22 protein-coding genes are annotated in these 21,463 nt (G+C 72.5%); 19 read left to right on the plus strand and 3 right to left on the minus strand.

Features of this window, described 5'->3' with window-relative positions; all coding sequences use genetic code 11:
- Nucleotides 1-279 precede the first annotated feature (279 nt).
- Genes HS045_RS31245 through HS045_RS31275 form a run of 7 tightly spaced genes read left to right on the plus strand, consistent with a single transcriptional unit; the run spans nt 280 to nt 5,504 of the window.
- A complete protein-coding gene (locus tag HS045_RS31245) occupies nt 280-1,803 on the plus strand; it encodes an MFS transporter (protein ID WP_196455208.1) in 1,524 nt (507 codons plus the stop codon).
- Between the two features lie 56 nt (nt 1,804-1,859).
- On the plus strand, nt 1,860-2,936 hold the full coding sequence (locus HS045_RS31250; protein ID WP_196455209.1) for a chemotaxis response regulator protein-glutamate methylesterase: 1,077 nt from the start codon (nt 1,860-1,862) through the stop codon (nt 2,934-2,936).
- Nucleotides 2,937-2,940: 4 nt separating this feature from the next.
- A complete protein-coding gene (locus HS045_RS31255; RefSeq protein WP_196455210.1) occupies nt 2,941-3,783 on the plus strand; it encodes a protein-glutamate O-methyltransferase CheR in 843 nt (280 codons plus the stop codon).
- 16 nt (nt 3,784-3,799) lie between these two features.
- The gene (locus tag HS045_RS31260; protein ID WP_196455211.1) at nt 3,800-4,174 is read left to right on the plus strand and encodes a response regulator; all 375 of its coding nucleotides are present in this window, start codon (nt 3,800-3,802) and stop codon (nt 4,172-4,174) included.
- Entirely contained in the window at nt 4,174-4,647 is a 474-nt protein-coding gene (locus tag HS045_RS31265; RefSeq protein WP_196455212.1) for a chemotaxis protein CheX, read from the plus strand. Before HS045_RS31260 ends, HS045_RS31265 begins: the two co-directional genes overlap by 1 nt.
- Nucleotides 4,648-4,652: 5 nt before the next feature.
- Nucleotides 4,653-5,015: a response regulator gene (locus tag HS045_RS31270; protein ID WP_255531979.1), complete on the plus strand. Its 363-nt coding sequence runs from the start codon at nt 4,653-4,655 to the stop codon at nt 5,013-5,015.
- Between the two features lie 9 nt (nt 5,016-5,024).
- Nucleotides 5,025-5,504, plus strand: a complete 480-nt coding sequence (locus HS045_RS31275; protein ID WP_196455214.1) for a hypothetical protein — start codon at nt 5,025-5,027, stop codon at nt 5,502-5,504.
- 240 nt (nt 5,505-5,744) lie between these two features.
- Here HS045_RS31275 and HS045_RS31280 read toward each other — a convergent pair whose 3' ends face one another.
- Complete coding sequence (locus HS045_RS31280; RefSeq protein ID WP_196455215.1) at nt 5,745-6,098, minus strand: hypothetical protein; 354 nt, start codon at nt 6,096-6,098, stop codon at nt 5,745-5,747.
- A 551-nt stretch (nt 6,099-6,649) separates the two neighbouring features.
- On the opposite strand from HS045_RS31280, the gene HS045_RS31285 reads away from it, so the two are divergent.
- A complete protein-coding gene (locus tag HS045_RS31285) occupies nt 6,650-6,886 on the plus strand; it encodes a hypothetical protein (protein ID WP_189240146.1) in 237 nt (78 codons plus the stop codon).
- The gene (locus HS045_RS31290; RefSeq protein ID WP_196455216.1) at nt 6,883-7,311 is read left to right on the plus strand and encodes a hypothetical protein; all 429 of its coding nucleotides are present in this window, start codon (nt 6,883-6,885) and stop codon (nt 7,309-7,311) included. The genes HS045_RS31285 and HS045_RS31290 overlap by 4 nt, the downstream gene beginning before the upstream one ends.
- 55 nt (nt 7,312-7,366) lie before the next feature.
- Here the strand turns inward: HS045_RS31290 and HS045_RS31295 are convergent, their stop codons facing one another.
- A complete protein-coding gene (locus HS045_RS31295) occupies nt 7,367-8,227 on the minus strand; it encodes a hypothetical protein (protein ID WP_196455217.1) in 861 nt (286 codons plus the stop codon).
- Nucleotides 8,228-8,540: 313 nt separating this feature from the next.
- Here HS045_RS31295 and HS045_RS31300 point away from each other — a divergent pair, with 313 nt between their 5' ends.
- The 3 genes from HS045_RS31300 (at nt 8,541) to HS045_RS31310 (ending at nt 10,523) form a co-directional block, all read left to right on the plus strand.
- Nucleotides 8,541-8,924 carry a helix-turn-helix transcriptional regulator gene (locus HS045_RS31300; protein WP_196455218.1) on the plus strand — a complete coding sequence of 128 codons (384 nt, stop codon included), beginning with the start codon at nt 8,541-8,543 and terminating at the stop codon, nt 8,922-8,924.
- The gene (locus tag HS045_RS31305) at nt 8,921-9,520 is read left to right on the plus strand and encodes a dihydrofolate reductase family protein (protein ID WP_196455219.1); all 600 of its coding nucleotides are present in this window, start codon (nt 8,921-8,923) and stop codon (nt 9,518-9,520) included. Before HS045_RS31300 ends, HS045_RS31305 begins: the two co-directional genes overlap by 4 nt.
- Nucleotides 9,521-9,731: 211 nt before the next feature.
- A complete protein-coding gene (locus HS045_RS31310; protein ID WP_196455220.1) occupies nt 9,732-10,523 on the plus strand; it encodes a phosphotransferase enzyme family protein in 792 nt (263 codons plus the stop codon).
- 312 nt (nt 10,524-10,835) lie between these two features.
- Here HS045_RS31310 and HS045_RS31315 read toward each other — a convergent pair whose 3' ends face one another.
- Nucleotides 10,836-12,482: a diguanylate cyclase gene (locus HS045_RS31315; RefSeq protein ID WP_196455221.1), complete on the minus strand. Its 1,647-nt coding sequence runs from the start codon at nt 12,480-12,482 to the stop codon at nt 10,836-10,838.
- A 204-nt stretch (nt 12,483-12,686) separates the two neighbouring features.
- On the opposite strand from HS045_RS31315, the gene wecB reads away from it, so the two are divergent.
- The 7 genes from wecB to HS045_RS31350 all read left to right on the plus strand — a co-directional run.
- Nucleotides 12,687-13,874, plus strand: coding sequence for a non-hydrolyzing UDP-N-acetylglucosamine 2-epimerase (gene wecB / locus HS045_RS31320; RefSeq protein ID WP_196455222.1), 1,188 nt, complete (start codon nt 12,687-12,689; stop codon nt 13,872-13,874).
- A gap of 217 nt (nt 13,875-14,091) precedes the next feature.
- Nucleotides 14,092-16,113, plus strand: coding sequence for a flagellar biosynthesis protein FlhA (gene flhA / locus HS045_RS31325; RefSeq protein ID WP_196455223.1), 2,022 nt, complete (start codon nt 14,092-14,094; stop codon nt 16,111-16,113).
- Nucleotides 16,091-17,458, plus strand: coding sequence for a hypothetical protein (locus HS045_RS31330; protein ID WP_196455224.1), 1,368 nt, complete (start codon nt 16,091-16,093; stop codon nt 17,456-17,458). Before flhA ends, HS045_RS31330 begins: the two co-directional genes overlap by 23 nt.
- Entirely contained in the window at nt 17,455-18,093 is a 639-nt protein-coding gene (locus HS045_RS31335) for a PilZ domain-containing protein (RefSeq protein WP_196455225.1), read from the plus strand. Before HS045_RS31330 ends, HS045_RS31335 begins: the two co-directional genes overlap by 4 nt.
- Nucleotides 18,080-18,436 (plus strand): hypothetical protein, encoded by a 357-nt coding sequence (locus HS045_RS31340; RefSeq protein WP_196455226.1) that lies wholly within the window; start codon nt 18,080-18,082, stop codon nt 18,434-18,436. Before HS045_RS31335 ends, HS045_RS31340 begins: the two co-directional genes overlap by 14 nt.
- A 107-nt stretch (nt 18,437-18,543) precedes the next feature.
- Nucleotides 18,544-20,202, plus strand: coding sequence for a methyl-accepting chemotaxis protein (locus HS045_RS31345; protein WP_196455227.1), 1,659 nt, complete (start codon nt 18,544-18,546; stop codon nt 20,200-20,202).
- 259 nt (nt 20,203-20,461) lie between these two features.
- Nucleotides 20,462-21,463, plus strand: a 1,002-nt coding sequence (locus tag HS045_RS31350; protein ID WP_196455228.1) for a methyl-accepting chemotaxis protein, incomplete at its 3' end; no start/stop codon positions are given.

Consider the following 21,463-nt stretch of genomic DNA (forward strand, 5'->3'; position numbering starts at 1 on the left):
GTGCCGGAACCTCCGGAGTGCCGGGACCTCCGCAGTGCCGGGACCTCCGCAGTGCCGGAACCTCCGGAGTGCCGACGGCCGATGGCCGACGCCGCAACCTTCCCGCTCCTCAGGGTCCGCCCCCGCCTGCCGATCGGCTCTGCGGAGGACGGACCGCTCCGGATCCGGGGCGCCGTGCCGCAGGGCACGGCACGCCCCCGCGCCCACGGCCGCCCCGCCGCGGCGGGCGGATGCGACGAGCCCTCATCTCCGCGAGGATCCGACCGAGGAAGCGTCACCGTGCTCCGAACCCCTGTCATGCTGCGCGCCCTGAGGCACCGGAACTACCGCCTGTGGGCGGGCGCGGACTTCCTGTCGGTCGCCGGGACCTGGATGCAGGTGCTGGGCGTCAACTGGCTGCTGCTGTCCATCACGGGTTCGGCCACCGGCCTGGGGTTCGGCCTGTTCCTGCAGTCGCTGCCCACCGTGCTGCTCGCCTTCGCCGGGGGCTCCCTGGCGGACCGCCTGCCCGCGCGTCCGCTGCTGCTGACCACCCAGGCCCTGCACGGGCTGCTCGCCGCGGTGCTGGCCGGGATCGCCCTCGGCGGCGCGGACGACGTGTGGCCCGTCTACGCGGTCGCGCTCCTCGGCGGCGTGGTGTCCGCGCTGGACGGCCCCGCCCTGGGGCGCTTCGGCGCGGAGGTGGTCGGCCCCGACGACCTGCCCAACGCCCTGGCCCTCGGTTCGGTGATCAGCTCCGGCGGGCGCATCCTCGGCATGGCCGCCGCCGGCGTCCTCATCCCCGTCGCCGGCACCGGGGCGCTGTTCGCGCTCAACGCGCTGAGCTTCGCGGTGGTGATGGCGGCGATCGCCGCCATGCGCCGCGGTGAGCTGCACCCCCTGCCGCGCGCCGGGGAGCAGGAGGCCGGGATCGCGGCCGGGCTGCGCTACGTCGGGGGCACCCGGTGGCTGCTCGTCCTGCTCGGCACGGCCTTCGTGCTGGGCGCCCTGGGCCGCAACTACCAGGTCACCATGGCCGCGATGAGCGAGGGCCCGCTGGGCGCGGGCGCCGCCGGGTACGGGGTCCTGTCGGTCGTCTTCGCCGTCGGCGCCGTCGTCGGCGGTCTGTACGCGGCGTCACGGCCGGAGCTGACCTTCCCGATCCTGTTCGCCGCCGCGGCGCTCACCAGCGTGGGGCAGGTGCTCAGCGGCCTCATGCCGGGCCTGCTCTCCTTCGCCGCCGTGCTGCTGCCGATCGCGGCCGGCGCGGTGGTCCTGGACACCACGGTCAGCACCCGCGTGCAGCTCGGCACCGCCGCGCAGATGCGGGGCCGCGTGCTGGCCGCGCAGTCGATGGTCGGGGCGGCCTCCGGCGCGGTCGGCGGCCCGCTGCTGGGGATGCTCAGCGACACCGCGGGCCCCCGGGCGGCCCTCGTGCTGGCGGGCGCGGTCACGTCGGCGGTGACGGTCGTCTCCGCCGTGGCGCTGGCCCGCGCGCTCGGGCGCCGGGTGGTCCCGGCGACCCTGGCCCGCGCGCTCGGGCGCCGGGCGGCGGTCTCGGGTCTCTCGTCCCGCGGCGGTCTCGGGTCTCTCGTCCCGCGGCGGCTTCGGGTCTCTCGTCCCGCGGCGGTCTCGGGCCTCTCGTCCCGCGGCGGCCTCGCCCGCATCGCCATGCCCCGCCTCACCCGCCCGCCCCATCGGATGATGACCATGCGTAGTATTTCTTTCACACAATGTCGCCACAGAGGGGGTGGCACGGAGCGGTCGCATCCTGCGCCGAGGAAGCACGGTGAATCCTCAGCCCATTGCCCGGCCTGTCGATAGGAAACCCGACGGGCGGGCGGTGAGACATGTCCCGCTTCTTACACAGGAGGCCTCGCGTGGTATCGGTTCTCGTGGTCGACGACTCGGTCGTCGTCCGGCGCCTGATCGTCGACGCGTTGAGCGCGGATCCCGGCATTCAGGTGGTGGGCACCGCTCCCAACGGCAAGGTCGCCCTCTCCAAGATCGAAATGCTGAAGCCGGACATCGTCACGCTCGATATCGAGATGCCGGTCATGGACGGGCTGACCACGATCAAGGAGATCCGGAAGACCCACCCCCGGCTGCCGGTCATCATGTTCAGCACGCTGACCTCGGTCGGCGCGTCGGCCACCCTGGAGGCCCTGGCATCGGGCGCCAGCGACTACGTGACGAAGCCGGCCAACGTCGGCAGCGTCGCGGAGTCCATCAGGAGCGTGCGCGAGCAGATCATCCCGCGCATCCACGCCCTCTGCAAGACGGGCATGCCGCCCCGCGGAGCGGTCCGGCCGGCTCCGCGCCTCGCGCCGCCGCCCGCCCGCACCGGTGGCGGCGCCGGCACGCCCGAGGTCGTGGCCGTGGGCTGCTCCACCGGCGGGCCCGACGCCCTGGCGAAGGTGGTCAACGCGCTTCCCGCGACGTTCCCCGTGCCGATCGTCGTGGTGCAGCACATGCCGCAGGTCTTCACCAAGATGTTCGCCGAGCGGCTCGACCGGTCCTCCCGGCTGAAGGTCGTCGAGGCCCAGGCCGCGATGGCGCTCACGCCCGGGACGGTCTACATCGCCCCCGGCGACTACCACCTGGAGGTGGTGCGGCGCGGCACCGGTGTCGTCACCCACGTGCAGCAGGGCCCGCCGGAGAACTTCTGCCGCCCCGCGGTGGACGTCCTGTTCCGCTCCGTCGCCAAGGCGTACGGAGGCTCCACGCTGGGCCTGGTCCTGACGGGCATGGGCCAGGACGGCCGACGCGGCAGCGAGGCCCTGGTCTCCAAGGGCGCGGAGATCGTCGCCCAGGACGAGGCGACCTCGGTCGTCTGGGGGATGCCCGGCGCGGTGGCGGGAGCGGGCCTGGCCCATTCGATCCTTCCCCTGAACGAGATTTCCCAGCATCTAATCAGTCGTGTGGCCGGCGGCCGCATGGCCAGGTCCCGAGGATGAACCGATGGCTCTGACCCAACATGAGTTCGCCTTCGTGAGCGGACTGGTCCGGCGCGAGGCGGCGATCGTCCTCGAAGCGGGCAAGGAATACCTGGTGGAGGCGCGCCTGCTGCCCCTCGCCCGGCGGACGGGCACCGTGACGGTGTCGGAGTTCGTCGCACGGGCGCAGCGTGAGCGCGTGATCGCCGACCAGATCGTCGACGCGCTGACCACCAACGAGACCTCCTGGCTGCGCGACCGCGAACCGTTCACCGCGTTCACCGACAGCGTCGTCCCGGACCTGGCGGAGCGGCGCGGTCCCCAGCACAAGCTGCGGATCTGGTCGGCCGCCTGCTCCAGCGGGCAGGAGCCGTACAGCCTGGCCATGCTGCTGGAGGAGTCCGTACGGACCGGCAGGTACGAGATCCTCGCGACGGACATCTCCACGGAGATGATCGAGCGGGCCAAGGCCGGCCGCTACAGCCAGCTCGAGGTCAACCGCGGCCTGCCCGTGCCCATGCTGGTGCGGTACTTCGACCGGGTGGGCACCGAGTGGCAGGTGGCCGAGGCGCTGCGCCGCAACGTCTCGTTCCAGAAGGTGAACCTGGCGGCCCCGCTGCCGCAGCTGGCCCCCTTCGACGTGGTGTTCCTGCGCAACGTCCTGATCTACTTCGACCTCGAGACCAAGCGCTCGGTGCTGCGGCGGATCCGCAGCCTGATGCGACCTGACGGCTGGCTGTTCCTCGGGGCCGCCGAAACCACCATCGGCATCGACGACGGGTTCGAACGCGTCGTCGCCGGACGCGCGTCGGCCTACCGCCCGCGCGCCGCCACGACCGCGCCGGTCGGCGCGACAAGGAAGGGGTGACACCGCGGTGCAAGCCATGGTGATCGACGACTCGCGAGCGATGCGCCTCATTCTGCGTCGCATCGTCACGCAGTTGGGCTTCGAGGTACACGAGGCCGGAAACGGAAAAGAAGCACTTGATCTGCTGGAGACGGTGGATCCGATGCCGCAGGTGGCGCTCATCGACTGGAACATGCCGGTGATGAACGGACTGGAGTTCGTCACGGCCGTCCGCTCGGACGAGCGTTTCCGGCAGATGACGCTGATGATGGTGACCACGGAGAGCGAGCACGGGCAGATCGTCCGGGCCCTCGCGGCCGGGGCGCACGAGTACGTCATCAAGCCGTTCACGCCTGAGGCCATCGCCGAGAAGCTGGCCCTGCTGGGCCTCGTACCGAGTGGAATCGTGTAATGAGCGCTCCGACCACAGACGATCTGCACGCCATCACCGAGCAGGTCTGGCTGTCCTATCTCGACCCCGAGGGGGTCAATCCCTTCCTGCCGTCCTCCGAGGCCCCGGAGTCACCGCTGGTGATCGCCTCGGTCTCGGTGACGGGCGCCTGGGAGGGGCACGTCATCATGACCTTCTCCGAGCAGGCCGCCGAGCTGGCCAGCGCGGCCCTGCTCGGCATGGAGGCCGACGAGGTCACTCCGGACGACGTCGCCGACGCCGTCGGCGAGCTGGTCAACGTCATCGGGGGGAACGTCAAGAGCCTGCTGCCCGACGGCTCCCTGCTCTCCCTGCCGCACGTGGTGACGGGCGACTCCGCCGGCACCGCCAAGTGGCCGGCGACGGTGGAGATCTGCCGGCTGCAGGGCAGCTGGCAGGAGGAGAAGATCGCGATCAGCGTGTGGACCAGCAAGTCCGCCGGAGAAGGGAGCTAATGATCATGAAAATTTTGATCGCGGACGATTCCCGCGTGATGCGTCAGATCGTGACGCGCACCCTCCGCCAGGCCGGCTTCAGCGGCCACGACCTCGTCGAGGCGGCCGACGGGCGCCAGGCCCACGACCTGACGATCTCCGAGAAGCCCGACCTGGTCCTGTCGGACTGGAACATGCCCGAGATGACGGGCATCGAGGTGCTGCGCGCGCTGCGCGCGGGCGGCGTGAACGTGCCGTTCGGCTTCGTCACCTCGGAGGGCACCGACGAGATGAAGCAGATGGCCGAGCAGTCCGGGGCGCTGTTCCTCATCACCAAGCCGTTCACCGCGGAGACGTTCGCCGACGTACTCGGCCCGATCCTGGGGTAGAGGCCTCTCATGTCGACACTTCCGGCGCCGAAAGCCATAAAGGACCTGTTCGAGGACATGCTCGGTCGCGGCGTCACGGTGGGCATCACCGACCCCGCCGTCGCCGAGAACCTGCGCAAAGCCGTCGTGGCCCTGTATGTCGACAGCACCAGGAAGCTGACGGCGGTGGTCGGCTTCGACCTCCACCTGGCCTCCTTCGCCGGGGCGGCCATCGGTCTCATTCCGGCGGGCGGCGCCGAGGCGTCCATCGAGGACGGCGAGCTGACCCCGATGCTGTCCGACAACGTCCGGGAGATCTGCAACATCCTGACGGGCCTGCTCAACCAGCAGGACCTGCCGCATCTGAAGCTGTACGAGGCGTACATGCCCGGGGAGACGGCCCCCGCGGACGCCACCACCCGCCTGCTGGCCCTCGGGGCCCGGCTGGACCTGAAGGTCGAGATCGCCGGGTACGGCACGGGCAGGTTCTGGCTCTCCCTGGCCGGGTGAGCATCCGGCCGGAGTTCCCGCGACCGGCCGGCCGGAGTCCGCTGGGGCGTCGTCCTGAGGACGGCGCCTTCGGTGTCCCGGAACGGCCGTGCCGGAGAGCACGGCGGCGGACACGGCGGCGGACACGGCGGCGGACCAGCCCCGCGGGGACGCCACGAGGCCCCGTCCGGCAGTGCCGGACGGGGCCTCTCCCATGTTCACAGAGAGTGGTCCACTATCTTTTCGGTGGACTCAGCGGCCTCAGCGGGCGGCGCTGTTGACGTTGTTGCTGGCAGCGCCCTGCGGGCCGGCCACCGACTGGTTGGCGTTGTAGAAGGAGCCGCCGCCGTAGCCGCCGCCGCCGCACGGGTTGTAACCGCACCCGCCGCCGTAGCCGTAGCCGCCGCCGGTGCCGCTGTTGATGTTGGCGTTGGAGGCGCCGTACGGGCCGGCCACCGAGCGGTTGTTCTGGTAGAAGGTGTTGCCGCCGCCACCGCAGCCGGAGCCGCAGCCGTAGCCGCCGCCGCCGCCTGCCAGGGCCGCCGACGAGGCGGAGAGCACGAGCGCGGCCGCCGCGGCTCCCGTGAACACGATGCGAGACAGTGTCTTGCTCATGAAAGTGGGTTCCTTTCTTGGTCCGGTCCCGCTTTGGACCGGATCTCCCGTCGGATCCCCGTCACCCGGCCGTCCGGCGGCCGGCTGACAGTGGACCCAAACGCCCCATACCCGCCGCTCTCTTCTCAAACACGGAGAGTAATGTAGTAGATACTAAAAGCGACGTAAGATCGCCAGTGATGACCAAATGCTCATGGCCGTACAGGCGTCGCCAGGTGGGCGGTGACCGTCAGAAATCAACGCAGCACGGCGATATGCGACCTCTCGCCGCCGTCGCCCGGCCAATCGGGTGGGGCGTTCTGTCCAGGTATGGCAATTACTCACAGGTAACGCAGTGGATGATATTTCGCCATCCTGCTCATATGGTCACTTGCTGTGCATACATGGACACTGATAGACACGTCTGATGTGAGAAGGTCGCTGCGGGACAGTACCGTGCTCACATCGGGAAGGGCGTCTCCGGCCGTCGGGACAGATGGCCGGAGGCGCCCGCACACGGAGCGCACCCCGGAACTCCGGCGCGAGCGGTATGCAGATCGTATGCTCGGTGTATGAACCGAATCAGCGTGGCGATGCCCGAAGACCTTGAGGCGCACGTGCGCGAGCTGGCCGGCGGCAACCTCTCGGCCTACGTCCTGGAGGCCGTACGCGCCCGGGTGGACAAGGACCTGAGGATGCGCGCGTACTACGCCAGCATCGGAGGCAGGCCGCGGCTCGACGAGAGCGAGGAGGACCGGGCCGCCATGGCGCGCATCCGCTCGTTCCTGCAACTGCCCGAGTCCGCGTGAGCGTGCTGGGACCCGGCCTGGTCCTGGACGCCAGCACGGTCCGGCTGCACCTGTCCGGCGACGTCTACACCGCCGCCATGATCGGCGCGGCGCTGGAGGCCGAGCGTCCGATCGTGATCCCGTCCCTGGTGCTGGCGCAGGCATACCGGGAGGCCGTGCCGGGTCCGGCCCGTGACCGCCTGATCGGTTTGGTCTCCGTGCTCGGCGAGCCCGAGATGTTCGACGAGGTCGGCCGGGTCACCGCCCGCGACGTCGGCACCGTCTGCCAGCTGGCGGGCGTGGACGACCTGTCGATCGGTCACGCCCTGTGGGCCGCCGTGGAACGCCGCAACCAGCCCGACCCGCTGTACGACTGGACGATCATCACCGAGCACCCGGAGGTCTACCGCAAAGCGGTCCCCGGCCTGCCCACCGGCTGGCGCTGACTCCGAGTCCGGCCGATGCCCCGGCCGTCGTCCGGGTCGAAGGCGCCTTACCGGTTCATGGTCGGGACCGGGCCGGCGGGGGCGGAGCGGTGGCGGACTGGTGGGCGGCGGCCAGGCGGGCGGTCCGGGCCAGGAGGGCGCGGACCGGGTGGCCGGCGGGGATCGGCGCGGCGGCTCCGGCGGCGGCGAGGTCGGCCAGGAGCAGGCGGAGCCGGGCGGCCAGGTGGCGGGTCCGAGTGACGTACTGCGCGGCGCGGCGGGGGTCCCGGGGATCGGCGGGCACGCGGGAGAGGGACTCGGCGAGCTCGTCGAAGGCCTCTGCGATCTCGGCGCCGGCCTCGGCGCCCGCGGCGGAGGTGGCGGAGGCCGGGTCCGCGCCCGCGCCCGCGGCGGCGTTGGCCAGCAGGTCGCGGTGGGCGAGGAGCCGCCCGGCGCAGGAGAGCAGATCGGCGCCGTGGCGGTCCAGCCAGGCCCGCTCGCGGGTCTCGGCGCGGCGGGCGGTCCGCTCGGCGACCTCGCTGCGCGGCGCTCCGCGCTCGGCGGCCGCGTGGCGCAGCAGGCGGTGCTGCACGGCCTGGCGTGAGCGCAGGCCCAAAGGGGCGGCCAGCTCCCCCAGGCTCAGCCCGGCCTCGATCCCGAGGGTCAGGACCCGGTGTTCGAGCCGGTCCAGGCGGCCGGGCAGCACCGGCACCGCCCGGCGGGCGTACTCCAGCAGGACCAGCGCGTCCGGCACGTCGCGCCGGAGCACCTCGGCGGGCACCCGCCGGTGGGCGACGAGGTAGGCGACCAGCTCCACCGGATCGTCGCCGAGCTTCTCCCGGTCGGGGTCGCCGCACCGGACCCGGCGCTCGATGATCGCCTCGACGCGGCGGACCGCCTCTGCCTCCGGCACCGGCCGGACCGTTCTCGTGGGCACCGTCAATACTGTATTGACGGAAGCCCGCGGGCGCCATCCGGGAAGCCGCCGCATCGGTGCGGCGTGAGCCTTGTCATGTCTCAGTGAGTCCGCTTGGTTCTCGGAGTCCGCTTGGTTCTCGGTGAACCTGCTCCGGCCTGGCCGGGTGCCTCAGCCGATCCGCCAAGACGTCGATCATCGGTGCTGATGATCTTTGTGTGGTGCGCGGCCTCGCAACTCGTCGTGCCCGAACCCGTGCCCTGTCCGCTCCGATCCAGGCCGCATCTGGAATATTCCTTGACGCGAATATTCGTATTAGTGAACACTTCGTGGCATGGACGCACTCCTCGCCGCGCTGGCCGACCCGGCCCGCTGGCGGCTCGTGGGCCTGCTGGCCGAGCGGCCCCGGCCGGTCGGTGTTCTCGCCCGGCTCGCCGAGGCGCGCCAGCCGCAGACGACCAAGCACCTGCAAGCCCTTGAGCGTGCCGGCGTCGTCACCTCCCAGCGCTCCGGTCAGCGCCGCGTCTACGCGCTCCGACCCGCACCCCTACGGGAGCTGGCGGCCACGCTCACTCGGCTGGCCGACACCGCGGACCACGCCGACGGCTCGCGTGAGACCCATGACCGCTACGGCCGGAGCCTCGACAAGCTCGCGGCGGCCCTCGCCGCGGACACGCACGACACCGGGCACGACACCACTGAAGGGAGCACCGAATGACGAACTCGACCGGCCGCAGGGTGACCGCGAACCTGAACCTCACCCTCGACGGGCGTTACAACGGTCCAGGCGGGCCCGACGACTTCGCCGCTTTCGCCCCCTACGTGACCAGCGAGGTCGCGCGAAACCACATGAACCGCATCTGGGAGAGCGCGACGACGGCGCTGCTCGGCCGGATCAACGCCGAAGGGTTCCTGAGCTACTGGCCGGCGGTCGCCGAAGACGAGAACGCCGACCCGCGTGATCGCGGATACGCCAAGTGGCTGGTCGGCGCGGAGAAGGTGGTCTTCTCCACCACCTTGACCGAAGCCCCCTGGGAACGCACCCGCGTGGTGAACGCCCCCGCCGCCGACGTCGTCACCGATCTCAAGGCCGCTGACGGGGGCGACATCCTCGTCAACAACAGTGCGAGCATCATCAAACCGCTCCTGGCGGCCGACCTGCTCGACCGGCTGTACCTCATGATCTTCCCCGAGATCGCCGGAGGCGGGCAGCGGCTGTTCGACGACGGCCTGCCGGCTTCGAATTGGACGCTCGCCCACGTGCAAAGCGGCGAACTGGGCGAGATCGCCATGGTCTACGATCGAGTCCGCTAGGAAGCCGGTCGTCCCTTCGATTCGCAGCCCACCGACGGGGACGGTGGTTTCAGCGGTGCGGCAGCACGGTCGACCGCACCGGCCGGATTCCCGCCGGGTCCGGCACCGGTGCTCGATCTTGCCTTGCGTGATCGCGACCTGAAACGATCAGCACTGCGCCGGAGGCCAGGAGGCCCCGGCACCTCGTCCCAGAGTCGAAGGACCCGCGACGGTGACGTCACCACAGAGCGACGACGAAGAAGAACTGACCGGCGGAGGCGTCAACCGCGTCGTGCGGATCGGCGGCACGGTCCGGCGGCCCACCGGCCCCTGGACGCCGGCCGTCCACGCCCTGCTGGACCATCTCGCGGCGGCCGGGTTCACCGGCGCTCCCCGCGGCCACGGGTGCGACGGCGAAGGCCGGGAGATCCTCGACTTCCTGCCCGGCCGGGTCCCCGCCTACCCGCTGCCCGACTACGCGCGTGCCGACGGCGCCCTGCACGCCGTCGGCGCGCTGCTGCGCGACTACCACGACGCCACGGTCGGTTTCACCGCGCCGGCCGGCTCCGTCTGGTACTTCCCTCCGCGGAGCCCGGCCGAGGTGATCTGCCACGGTGACGCCGCCCCCTACAACTGCGTCTTCCGCGACGGGCGCCCCGTCGCGTTCATCGACTTCGACACCGCCCACCCCGGACCGCGGATCTGGGACGTCGCCTACACGGCCTACCGGTTCGTCCCCCTGGCCGCCCCGCGACGGGAGGGCATCCCCCCCGTCGAGGAGCAGGCCCGCCGGCTGCGGCTGTTCGCCGACGCCTACGATCTCGGCGACCTCGACAGGGACAGGCTGCCGGACACCGCACGGGCCCGGCTGCACCACATGGTCGGCCACATGCACGACCGGGCCGCCGCGGGCGACGCCGCGTTCGCCTCCCACATCGCCAGGGGGGACGACGCCCTCTACCGCACCGACGCCGAGCACATCGCGCGCCACCAGGCCGTCCTGCGGGCCGCGCTGACGGCCTGACCCCTCGGGCGTCACCGCCGGCAGGCCGTACGCCGGGTCCGGCGAAATGCGCAAATGGCTTCATTGTGTGACGAGAAATGATTTATGTAATTGAGTCGTCATCTTTTCGCCGGATCGGCGGGCCGCGCCCCTGTCCGGGGAAGGAGTCCGGTCAGGCTCCGGCCCGGGGTCCGGCCCCAGACCGGCGGCGCCTGCCCGGTCACGGCCGGGCGGGCACCGGTCCCCTGAGCGCCCGCCGCCGGAGTCCCCGCCGCACCCGAGTCCCCGCCGCCGGAGTCCCCGCCGCACCCGAGTCCCCGCCGCACCGGGCGCTCAGGCGGCGGCGGCGGACGGGTCCGGGGCCGCCTCGGCGAGCTTCACCTGGTTGCGGCCCGCCCGCTTGGCCTCGTACAGGGCCTCGTCGGCGGCGTGCAGCAGTTCCTCGGGGCTCTGCTTGCCGGTCAGCGACGCGACTCCCGCGCTGAACGTCACCGTCAGCGTCCGGCCCGCGGCGGGCATCCGCCCGGCCGCCACCCACGCGCGCAGCGCGTCCACCCGCTCCAGGGCCTGCTCGCCCGTCGCCCCGGGCAGCACGATGACGAACTCCTCGCCGCCGTAGCGGGCCACCACGTCGCCCTGGCGGATCCGCCCGCTCACCAGCTTGGCGAACCGGGACAGCACCTGGTCGCCCGCCCCGTGCCCGTAGCGGTCGTTGATCTGCTTGAAGTGGTCGATGTCCAGCAGCGCCACGCTCAGCGGCGACCCCTCGGGTATCGCCAGCCGCAGCTGCCGCTGCAGCGACTCCATCAGGAACCTGCGGTTGTGCAGGCCGGTCAGCGTGTCGCGCACCGCCTGCTCGGCCAGGTTCGCCCGGAGCGCCTCGATCGTGGCCACCTGCTCGTGGAGGCGGTCGTTGGTCTCCTGCAGCTCGCGCCTCTGGTCGTTGAGCGCGGTCACGTCCCGGGCCACGACCGCCCAGCCCACCGGCTCGCCCCGGCTGTCGTTCAGCGCGCTGACCCGCATGTCCAGGTCCACCGTGCGCTCCCGGGCGTCGGTGAGGGTCAGGCTGACCTCCATCCCGTCCTCCAGGCGGTCGGCGATCGGCGTGCCGCCCAGGACCGCCGTGATGGGGAGCCCCACCAGCCGGCCGGGCAGGTCCGGCGTCAGCCGCCGCGCCAGGAGGGCGGCGGCCGGGTTGACGTCCAGGACGCGGCCGGAGCCGTCGGCCGTGACGACCACGTCGCTGATCATGTCGAAGAGGTGGGTGCGCGTCACCGGCACCAGCTCGTGCAGCGACAGCCGCACCAGCGCCCAGTAGGTCAGGGCCGCGCTGAGGCAGAACCCGAGCGGGGCCACCACCTGGAAGAGGGCCGACTCGACCGTCCCGGTCACCCCCAGCAGGGTGATGCCGCCGCCCAGCAGTGAGGGGACGTTCCCGAGCAGGACGAACCCGTGCAGCCGCCGCTGGGCGCGCGGGCCGTGCAGCCAGGCGCGGGTCAGCCGCGCGGTGGCGGCGGCGACCAGGGCGAGGCCGTAGGCGGTGTGCACCCAGAACAGCGGGCCGAAGTGGACCACGATGTTCCCCCCGTCGCCCAGGCCCGCGGAGGCGATGACCAGCCGGTGCCGGGAGTCGGTCAGGAGCACGACCGTGAAGAGCACGGGTTCGACCGCGAGCCACAGCGCCGTCCGGCGCGAGAGCCGCCAGCCGCGGTCGGCCACCGCCAGGGACTGGCACAGGTACGCCGCGGTCATCACGGACACCGCGATCATGGCGGCGGCCCCCGTCAGCGCGATCATCTCCGGGGCCGCGAGCAGGTGGCCGAAGACCGCCGTGCCGGACCAGATCGCGGTGCTCGCCGAGACGACCGCCACCGTGCCGGCGGCGGTCGCCGAGCGCCGGCGGCGCCAGGCGACGACGGTCACGGCGGAGGCCACCGCCGCGGACAGCGAGAAGAGCAGAACGAAGAGGACCCCTTGCATGCCTCCACCTTCCTGATATCCCGGCCCGGTGCCTCGGCGCATGACGGATGTGCCCTCTCATCGGCGCGGCGGCGGACGGATCTGAGGGTTCCGGCTAAACCCGGCGTGGGCGCGGCCGATCAGGGGACGTGGGCTCTGCGCGGCCGCCGCCCGGGTGGCCGGGGCTCCCGCGATCCGTTCCAGAAGGTCAGGAGTCCTCCGCCGATGCCCGCGACCCCGCCGTCCGCGCCCCGCCTCCTCCGCCGGGGGGACCGCGTCCGCGCGGCCCTCGTCCTCGGCACCCGGCCGGAGGCGATCAAACTCGCCCCGGTCCTGCGCGCGATGAGCGCGTCCCCGGTGTTCGAGCCCATGGTGATCTCCACCGGGCAGCACCGCGAGATGCTCGACCAGATGCTGCGGCGGCTGCGCATGGACAGCAGCCGCGACCTGGCCGTCATGCGCGACCGGCAGATGCTGTCGGGGCTGACGGCCCGCCTGATCAGCGGCCTGGGCGAGGCCGTCCGCGACGACCGGCCCGACGTGGTGGTCGTCCAGGGCGACACGACGACGGCGATGACCGGGGCGCTGGCCGCCTTCTACGAGGGCGTGCCCGTCGCGCACGTGGAGGCGGGGCTGCGCACCGGCGTCATCGGCAACCCCTTCCCCGAGGAGCTCAACCGCCGCCTGGTGGCGCCCATGGTGCGCTGGCACTTCGCGCCCACCGAGGGGTCGGCCGCGAACCTGCGGGCCGAGGGGGTGCCCGCGGGCGACGTCCAGGTCACCGGCAACACCGTCATCGACAACCTGCTGTGGGTGCTGGAGCGCGGCGAGGGCCGGTCGGCGTTCGCCACCTCCCGCCGGCGGGTCCTGGTGACCCTGCACCGCCGGGAGAACCAGGGCGGCACCATGCACGGCATCGCCGAGGCCCTGGGCGGCCTGGCCGCGCGGCCCGATGTGGAGATCGTGCTCCCGCTGCACAAGAGCCCCGCCGTGCGGGAGGCGCTGCTGCCCGTCCTGGGCGGCCTGCCGAACGTCAGCCTGGTCGAGCCGCTGGACTACTTCGACTTCGCCGCCACCCTCGCCGCCGCCGACCTGGTGCTGACCGACTCCGGCGGCGTCCAGGAGGAGGCGCCGACGCTGGGCAAGCCGGTGCTGGTGCTGCGCACCACGACCGAGCGGCCCGAGGCGGTGGACGCCGGCGTCGCCCTGCTGGTGGGCACCGAGCCGGCGGACGTCGCCGCCGCCGCCCACCGCCTGCTCGACGACCGCGCCGCGTACGAGCGGATGGCGACCGCCGTCAACCCGTTCGGGGACGGGCGGGCGGCCGAGCGCATCGTGAACCGCCTCGCCCTCGACCTGGCCGGCGCCGGGCGCGCCATCGGGTCCGGTGAGGGGGACCTGGCCGTCGCCTGACCCTCCCCCCCCCGGCCGAGCCGCGGCGCGCCCACCGGCGTCGCGGCCGTTCGGGTCTGCCTTTTCCGCCCGCCGTACGGCCGGAAATCCTCAGGACCGTACGGCGGAGGCCGATGGGGGAAGACGCCAGGACGGCATGCGCGGTCACGGAGCGGACCGGCCGAACGTTCATGCGAGCAGCGGAGGGGGCACCGCATTGCCCAGGGGAATCAGCCAGATGGCTGTTCCGATCGGCGTGGTCCTGATCGTCGTGATGATGGTCATCCCGTTGCCGACGGTCCTGCTCGACCTCCTCATCGCGGCGAACATCACCATCGCGCTGATCGTGGTCGTGGTGAGCATGAACGTGAAGCGGCCGCTGGAGTTCTCCTCCTTCCCCTCGCTGCTGCTGGTCCTGACGCTGTTCCGGCTGGCCCTGAACATCAGCGCGACCCGCCTGGTCCTGCTCGACGGATTCGCCGGCAACGTCATCGAGGCGTTCGGGCACTTCGTCGTCGGCGGCTCCCTCATCGTCGGCGTCGTGATCTTCACGATCCTGGTCATCATCCAGTTCATCGTCATCACCAAGGGCGCCGAGCGCGTCGCCGAGGTCGGCGCGCGCTTCACCCTGGACGCCATGCCCGGCAAGCAGATGGCCATCGACGCCGACCTCAACGCCGGCCTGATCGACGAGGCGGAGGCGCGCAAGCGCCGCCACGAGGTCACCGCCGAGGCCGACTTCTACGGCTCGATGGACGGCGGCTCGAAGTTCGTCAAGGGCGACGCCATCGCCGCCATCATCATCACCTTCATCAACCTCGTCGGCGGCTTCGCCGTGGGCGTGGTGCAGAAGGGCATGCCGGCCGGCGAGGCCATCGAGACCTACAGCCTGCTGAGCATCGGCGACGGCCTGGTCTCCCAGATCCCGGCCCTGCTGCTCTCGGTCGCCACCGGCCTCATGGTCGCCCGCGCCAGCGGCGAGGGCGACATGGGCAGCACGGTGACCGGCCAGCTCGGCGCGCAGAAGCGGGCCCTGCAGATCGGCGGCGGCGCCGCCCTGGCCCTGGCCCTGATCCCGGGCCTGCCCAAGCTGCCCTTCCTGCTCATCGGCGGCGTCGTGCTGTTCCTCGCCCAGCGGGTGCCCGCCGCGGCGGCCGAGCAGGACGACGCGGAGACCCCTGCCGCGCTCGCCGGACCGGCGCCCGACTCCCCCGAGGCGCTCATGGGGGAGATCCGGGTCGACCCGCTGGAGCTGGCCCTGGCCCCCGACCTCATCGACCTGGTCGACGCCGCCGGCGGCGACCTGCTCGACCGGGTCCGCGCGCTGCGCCGCAAGATCGCACTGGAGACCGGCGTCATCATGCCGCCGGTGCACACCCGCGACGACCTGGACCTGCCCCTGTCGACGTACGTGGTCCGCGTCAACGGCGTGGAGGTCGCCCGCGGCCAGGCCCCGCCCGGCACCGTGCTGGCCATCGGCGACGGGCTGGACGGCCTGCCCGGCCGGGCCGGTCAGGAGCCGGTGTTCGGCCTGGAGGGCAAGTGGGTCCCCGCCGAGCTGCGCCACCAGGCGGAGCTCACCGGCGCCACCGTCGTCGACCGCGCCTCGGTCATCATCACCCACCTGTCGGAGATCGTCCGCGCCAACGCCAGCCGCCTGCTGGGCCGCGAGGACGTCCGCGCCCTGGTCGAGGTCGTCCGGCGCACGCACCCGATCGTGGTGGAGGAGCTCACCCCGGCGCTGCTCAGCCTGGGCCAGATCCAGACGGTCCTGCAGGCGCTGCTCGACGAGGGCGTCTCCATCCGCGACCTGGTCCGCATCTTCGAGGCCCTGTCCCTGGCGGGCAAGCACACCTCCGACGCCGACGCGCTCTACGAGGCCGCCCGCTCCGCCCTGGGGCCGGCCATCGCCGCCCGGCACGCCGCCGACGGCGGGCTGCCGGTGCTGACGCTCGACCCGCGGCTGGAGCACGCGCTGCTGGAGTCGCTGCGGCCCACCGAGAGCGGTGTGCAGCTGATCCTCGACACCGCCCGCGCCGAGGCCGTGATCGGCCACGCCGCCCAGCTCTCCGAGGCCGCCGAGCAGCAGGGCATCATCCCGGTGCTGGTCTGCTCGCCCCAGCTCCGGATGCCCCTGCGCCGCCTGCTGAAGTTCGGCGCGCCCCGCCTGCCCCTCCTGTCCTATGCCGAGATCGCGGAATGCCCGTTCCGCGTGGAAACCCTGGGAGTCGTGACCGATGCCGAAGCGCTTGCTGCTTGAGGGATCCGACATCGAGGTGCTGCTGTCCCAGGTCCGCGACGAGCACGGACCGGATGTCTCCATCGTGTCGGCCGACCGCGTCCGGACCGGCGGGTTCGCCGGGTTCTTCGCCCGCCAGCGCTACGAGCTGACGGTCGAGGTGCCCGACCCGGCCGAGCGCCCGCCCGCCCCCGTGCCCGCTCCTGTGCCGGCCCCCGCGTCCGCGGTCCCGGCGCCGCCCACGGGGCCGGCCACGGCCGCGGACCCGATGACGGCGCTGCTGGCCCGCGCGGAGGAGCAGGAGCGGCGGCTGAGCCTCGCCGGCTCCCGCGCGGCCTCCCCCGTGCCGCGTCCCGCCGTGGCGGCCCCGAGCGTCTCCCTCAACCTGGCGCAGGCCGTCCCCGCCCAGGCGCACGTCCCGACGCACGCCGCCGCGCCGGCCGCGCCGATGGCGCCGGCCGTGCCGACGGCACCGGCCGTGCCGCTCGTGCCGGAGAACTTCGTCGTGGAGGCGGGCACCGAGAACCGGGCCTTCGCCGACATGCTCGCCTCGCTGCAGCGTGACGTCGACCTCCGCGACACCGCCGGGACCGGCGGGACGGGTGCTCTGTCGGCCCGCGCCTACCAGCCGCCGCCGGCGGCGCCCGCGGCCGAGCCGGAGCGGGGCGGGGCGGCCGTGCCCCGCGCCTTCCAGCCGCCCGTCGCCGAGCGGGACCGGCCGTACGCGCGGGCGCTCATCGAGCTCGGCCTGCCCGAGCACCTGGCCCTGCGGGCCGTCGGCTCCGACATGTACACCGCGGTGAGGCGCGCCCTGGCCGACCTGCCCGAGGCGCCCGCCCTGCCGACCCGCCCCGGCGACGTGCTCGTCATCGTCGGTGAGACGCACGCCGCCCTGCGGATGGCCGAGGAGGCCGCCCGCGCCATGAACGTGGGGGCCGGGCAGATCCTCCTGGCGGCCCGCTCCACCGCCGGGACCGGGATCCACACGTCACGGCGGCTGTCCGGACCGGCCGCGGCCGTCCGGAAGGCCCGGAAGATCCACCGCGACGACGTGCCGTACGTCGTCGTCGTCGACTCCACCCCGGAGCAGGCCAACGGCGAGTGGGCGCGCTCGGTCGCCGACGGCCTCGGCGCGACCGTCGTGTGGGCGGTCGTCGACGCGACCCGCAAGACCGCCGACACCGCGCGCCACCTGCGCACGCTCGGCACGGTGGACGCCATCGCGGTGAACGCCGTGGCCGCCACGGGCGACCCGGCGAGCGTCCTGGCCCTGGACATCCCCGTTTCCCATCTCGCGGACCGGCCCGGCACCGTGCAGGCGTGGGCCGCCCTGCTGTGCGAGCGGCTGGAGGAGAAGCAGTCGTGACATCCATTAGCTTGCCCGACATCAACTCCCTCGTGGAGATCGCCCTGCAGGACGGCAGGGTCTACCCCACGCGGGTGGAGGACACCGACGGGCTGGTCCTCATGGTGGCAGCGCCGCGCGGCGCCGGCGACATCGACGTGCCGGAACCCGGCGAGGAGGTGTTCGTGCGCTGGACCGGCCCCCGCGGCCTCTACACCGCGCCCGGCACCTTCACCGCGGCCGTGCGCGACCGGATCAGCCTCTGGGCCATCGAGGCCGAGGGCACCGTGGACTACTTCAGCCGCCGCAACGCCGTACGGGTGGCCGGCGGTGAGCCGGTCAGGCTGCTCGACCTCGCCAGCGGCCGGGAGGTGTTCCACGGCCGGTTCGTCGACATCTCCGAGCGCGGGGCGCGCTGCCAGGGGACCGCGACCGGGCTCTCCGTCGAGCAGGACGTCATGGTCAAGATGGTGCTGGACAACAATCTCGTGGCGCTGACGGGCAACGTGCTGACCGTCTCCGACGCCGGGAGCGACACCGTGGTGGCGGTCGTCATCTACGACCCGCCGGAGGCGCAGGCGCAGATCATCCGCCGGTACGTGATGAACATGCAGCTCCGGGCGCGCAGGGCGGCGGTCGCCAATGCCGCTGACTAGCCTGCCGACGCTGCTGCTGGCGCTGCTGCTCGACGCCCCGGCGCTGTGGCGGGCCTTCGTCCTGCAGGACCTGGACGTCGTCACGGCCCTGACCCGCTACCTGATCGCGGTGGCGGTGAGCGCCCTCATGCTGGGCGCGCTGCGCCGGGTCACCGCCTCCTACGGGTCCGGCAAGCCCGCCGTGACCGGTGAGGGCGACGTCATGAACGTGTCGGTCGACCGGGTGCACTCGCCGGGCCGCCGGGCCGCCGACAGGGAGCCGCCGCCCGCGGTCCCGGTCCCCTCCGGTGCGCTCCCGCCCGCGCCGGTCGCGGCCCTGACCGCGGGAGACGGCCAGGGCTGAGGGCCGCGACCCCTCATCTTCCCGGTCCGGATGCCGATGGAGGACCGAGACGGCTGCCTGACGGCAATCCCAGCAGCTCTCGGTCTCGCACCGGAAAGGACCTGAACGTGACCGGCACGTCCGCAGACACCGCGCGCCCCGTCGTGAGCGCGAACCGCAACCGCCTGCTGGGGTGGTTCGCCGACCGCCGCATCGGCACCAAGATCCTCGCCTCCGTGGGCGTCGTCGCCGTCATGGGCGCCGGGGTCGGCACCGTGGCGCTGAACCGGCTCGGCGGGCTCAACGGCGACCTGCAGTCGATGAAGCAGGTCAACATCCACCGGGTGCTCCACCTCACCGAGCTGCGCGGCCAGATGGCCAACATGTACGACGCCACCACGGGGTTCGTCGCCATCCCCGACCCCGCGGCCAAGGCGCAGGCCATGGACCTGATGAGGGAGTACAGCGGGAACGTCTCCGAGACGTTCGCGAGCTACAAGGAGGACGTCCCCGCCTCCGAGGCCTGGAAGAAGACCCTGACCGGCTACGAGGAGGCGTGGGAGAAGTACCAGATCCTGCGCGACGTCGCCTTCCTGGGGGAGAAGCCCCCGGCCGGATTCGCCATGCCCACCGAAAGCGCGCAGGTGGTGGCCGAGTTCGTCGAGGCCTCCGCGCAGATGAACAGTGCGATGGAGGAACTGGCGGAGTTCGAGGAGGCCGACGCCGGAGTGGTGACCGCCGCGGCCGACGACAACTACGGCAGCGCCCGGACCCTGATCCTGGCGCTGCTGGCCGGCGGCCTGCTGCTCGCGCTGGGACTGGCGCTCGTGGTGTCGCGGCTGATCGTCCGGCCGCTGGGCGCGGTCTCCCGCGTCCTGGACGCGGTGGCGAAGGGCGATCTGACCCAGCGCGTCGAGGTGACCTCCCGCGACGAGGTCGGCGCCATGGCGGTGGCGGTCAACCAGGCGGGAGCCTCCCTCCGCGAGGCGATGGAGGCGCTGGCGACCAGCGCCGACACGCTGGCGGGCAGCTCGGCCGAGCTGTCGGGCGTCAGCGACCGGATCGCCGCCTCCGCGGACGAGGCCTCCACCCAGGCGGGCAACGTCGCCGCCGCGGCCGGGCAGGTCTCGCAGAACGTGCAGACCGTCTCGGCCGGCACCGAGGAGATGGGCGCCTCCATCCGGGAGATCGCGCACAACGCCAACGAGGGCGCCACGGTCGCCTCCCAGGCCGTCACCGTGGCCACCTCCACCAACGAGACGGTCGCCAAGCTGGGGGCCTCGTCGGCGGAGATCGGCTCGGTCATCAAGACGATCACCTCGATCGCCGAGCAGACCAACCTGCTGGCCCTCAACGCCACCATCGAGGCGGCGCGGGCCGGGGACGCCGGCAAGGGCTTCGCGGTCGTGGCCGGGGAGGTCAAGGACCTGGCGCAGGAGACGGCCAAGGCCACCGAGGACATCTCCAAGCGGGTCGAGGCCATCCAGGCCGACACCGAGAGCGCGGTCGCCGCGATCGCCGAGATCTCGGCGATCATCGGGCGGATCAACGACTACCAGCTGACCATCGCCTCGGCGGTGGAGGAGCAGACCGCCACCACCAACGAGATGAACCGCAGCGTGACCGAGGCCGCCCAGGGCAGCGCCGACATCGCGGCCAACATCGCGGCGCTGGCCGACGCCGCGCACATCACCGCCGAGGGCGTGGGCGAGAGCCGCCGGGCCGCGGCCGACCTGGCCGAGCTCTCGACCCGGCTGCACCGGCTGGTCTCCGGCTTCCGCTACTGAGACCCGGTCCCGGCGGCCCGGGACCGGCCTGGACCGAGACGGTGGCCCCGGTTCACGTGAACCGGGGCCACCGCCGTCCCGCCGTCCCGTACGACGGGGCGACCCGTACGACGGGGCGACCCGTACGACGGGGCGACCCGTCCCGGTCGAGGACGGTCCATCGCCTCATGGACCGTCCTCGGACGCCGATGGGAATCCGCAACCCCTCCGACTTCCGCTGCTCCGCAGCCCCCGGTCTCGCGCTGGAAAGGACCTGATCGTGACCGATCATCTGAACGAAACCGCACGGCCCGTGGTGACCGTGCACCGCAACCCGCTGCTGGGGTGGTTCGCCGACCGCCGCATCGGCGCCAAGGTGTCGATCATCATGCTCCTGATGACCGTCATCGCGGGAGTGATCGGCCTGGCCGCGCTGACCCGGATGGCGACGATGAACGACGACATGGGCTCCATGGCGCAGAGCAACGAGAAGGTGGCGCGGATCGGGGATGTCTGGAGTGCGATGTCCAACATGCATGACCTGTCCGTCGTGACGGTCGTTTCCTCTCCGGAGGAGAAGAAGGCGGCCGGCGCCGAGATGAAGGAGTTCAGCGAGCAGGTGACCGCGGCGTTCGAGGCCTACAAGGCCGTCGCGCCGTCCGACGCCGCCGACGTGCAGAAGAACATCGCCTCCTTCGAGGACGCCTGGCGGGATTTTCAGGTTCTGCGCGACTTCGCCCTGCTGGGTGAGGCCCTTCCGGCCGGTTACACCCCGGCGGACATGAGCCGGTTCCCCGAGCTCTCCGCTCAGATCAACACCTCCATGGGCACCCTCAAGAAGCTGGAGCAGGATCACTCCGCGGCGATGGCCGCCGCCGGCGCCGCCGGCTACGACAGCGCCCGCACCACGGTCCTGGCGCTGCTCGGCTTCGGCCTGGTCTTCGCGGTGGGCCTGTCCCGGTTGGTGAGCCGTCAGATGGTGCGCTCGCTCCAGCCGGTCCTGCGGGTGCTGGGCCTGATGGCCGAGGGCGACCTGACCCAGACCGTCGAGGTGACCTCCCGCGACGAGACCGGCCGGATGGCGGTGGCGGTCAACCAGGCCACCGGCGCGATGCGGCAGGCCATGGAGGCGCTGGCGGCCAGCGCCGACACGCTGGCGGCCAGTTCGACCGAGCTGTCGGGCGTCAGCGACCGGATCGCCGCCTCCGCCGACGAGGCCTCCACCCAGGCCGGGAACGTCGCCGCCGCGGCCGGGCAGGTCTCGCAGAACGTGCAGACCGTC

The organism is Planomonospora sp. ID82291 (genome assembly GCF_015711645.1).
Classification (GTDB): Bacteria; Actinomycetota; Actinomycetes; order Streptosporangiales; family Streptosporangiaceae; genus Planomonospora.

What these genes read in the sequence shown, in the direction of transcription:
- HS045_RS31255 (WP_196455210.1), top strand. Translation starts at nt 2,941, where the DNA reads ATGGCTCTGACCCAACATGAGTTCGCCTTCGTGAGCGGACTGGTCCGG.
- HS045_RS31260 (WP_196455211.1), top strand. Translation starts at nt 3,800, where the DNA reads ATGGTGATCGACGACTCGCGAGCGATGCGCCTCATTCTGCGTCGCATC.
- HS045_RS31265 (WP_196455212.1), top strand. Translation starts at nt 4,174, where the DNA reads ATGAGCGCTCCGACCACAGACGATCTGCACGCCATCACCGAGCAGGTC.
- HS045_RS31270 (WP_255531979.1), top strand. Translation starts at nt 4,653, where the DNA reads ATGAAAATTTTGATCGCGGACGATTCCCGCGTGATGCGTCAGATCGTG.
- HS045_RS31275 (WP_196455214.1), top strand. Translation starts at nt 5,025, where the DNA reads ATGTCGACACTTCCGGCGCCGAAAGCCATAAAGGACCTGTTCGAGGAC.
- HS045_RS31280 (WP_196455215.1), bottom strand. Translation starts at nt 6,098, where the DNA reads ATGAGCAAGACACTGTCTCGCATCGTGTTCACGGGAGCCGCGGCGGCC.
- HS045_RS31285 (WP_189240146.1), top strand. Translation starts at nt 6,650, where the DNA reads ATGAACCGAATCAGCGTGGCGATGCCCGAAGACCTTGAGGCGCACGTG.
- HS045_RS31300 (WP_196455218.1), top strand. Translation starts at nt 8,541, where the DNA reads ATGGACGCACTCCTCGCCGCGCTGGCCGACCCGGCCCGCTGGCGGCTC.
- HS045_RS31305 (WP_196455219.1), top strand. Translation starts at nt 8,921, where the DNA reads ATGACGAACTCGACCGGCCGCAGGGTGACCGCGAACCTGAACCTCACC.
- HS045_RS31315 (WP_196455221.1), bottom strand. Translation starts at nt 12,482, where the DNA reads ATGCAAGGGGTCCTCTTCGTTCTGCTCTTCTCGCTGTCCGCGGCGGTG.
- wecB (WP_196455222.1), top strand. Translation starts at nt 12,687, where the DNA reads ATGCCCGCGACCCCGCCGTCCGCGCCCCGCCTCCTCCGCCGGGGGGAC.
- flhA (WP_196455223.1), top strand. Translation starts at nt 14,092, where the DNA reads ATGGCTGTTCCGATCGGCGTGGTCCTGATCGTCGTGATGATGGTCATC.
- HS045_RS31330 (WP_196455224.1), top strand. Translation starts at nt 16,091, where the DNA reads ATGCCGAAGCGCTTGCTGCTTGAGGGATCCGACATCGAGGTGCTGCTG.
- HS045_RS31340 (WP_196455226.1), top strand. Translation starts at nt 18,080, where the DNA reads ATGCCGCTGACTAGCCTGCCGACGCTGCTGCTGGCGCTGCTGCTCGAC.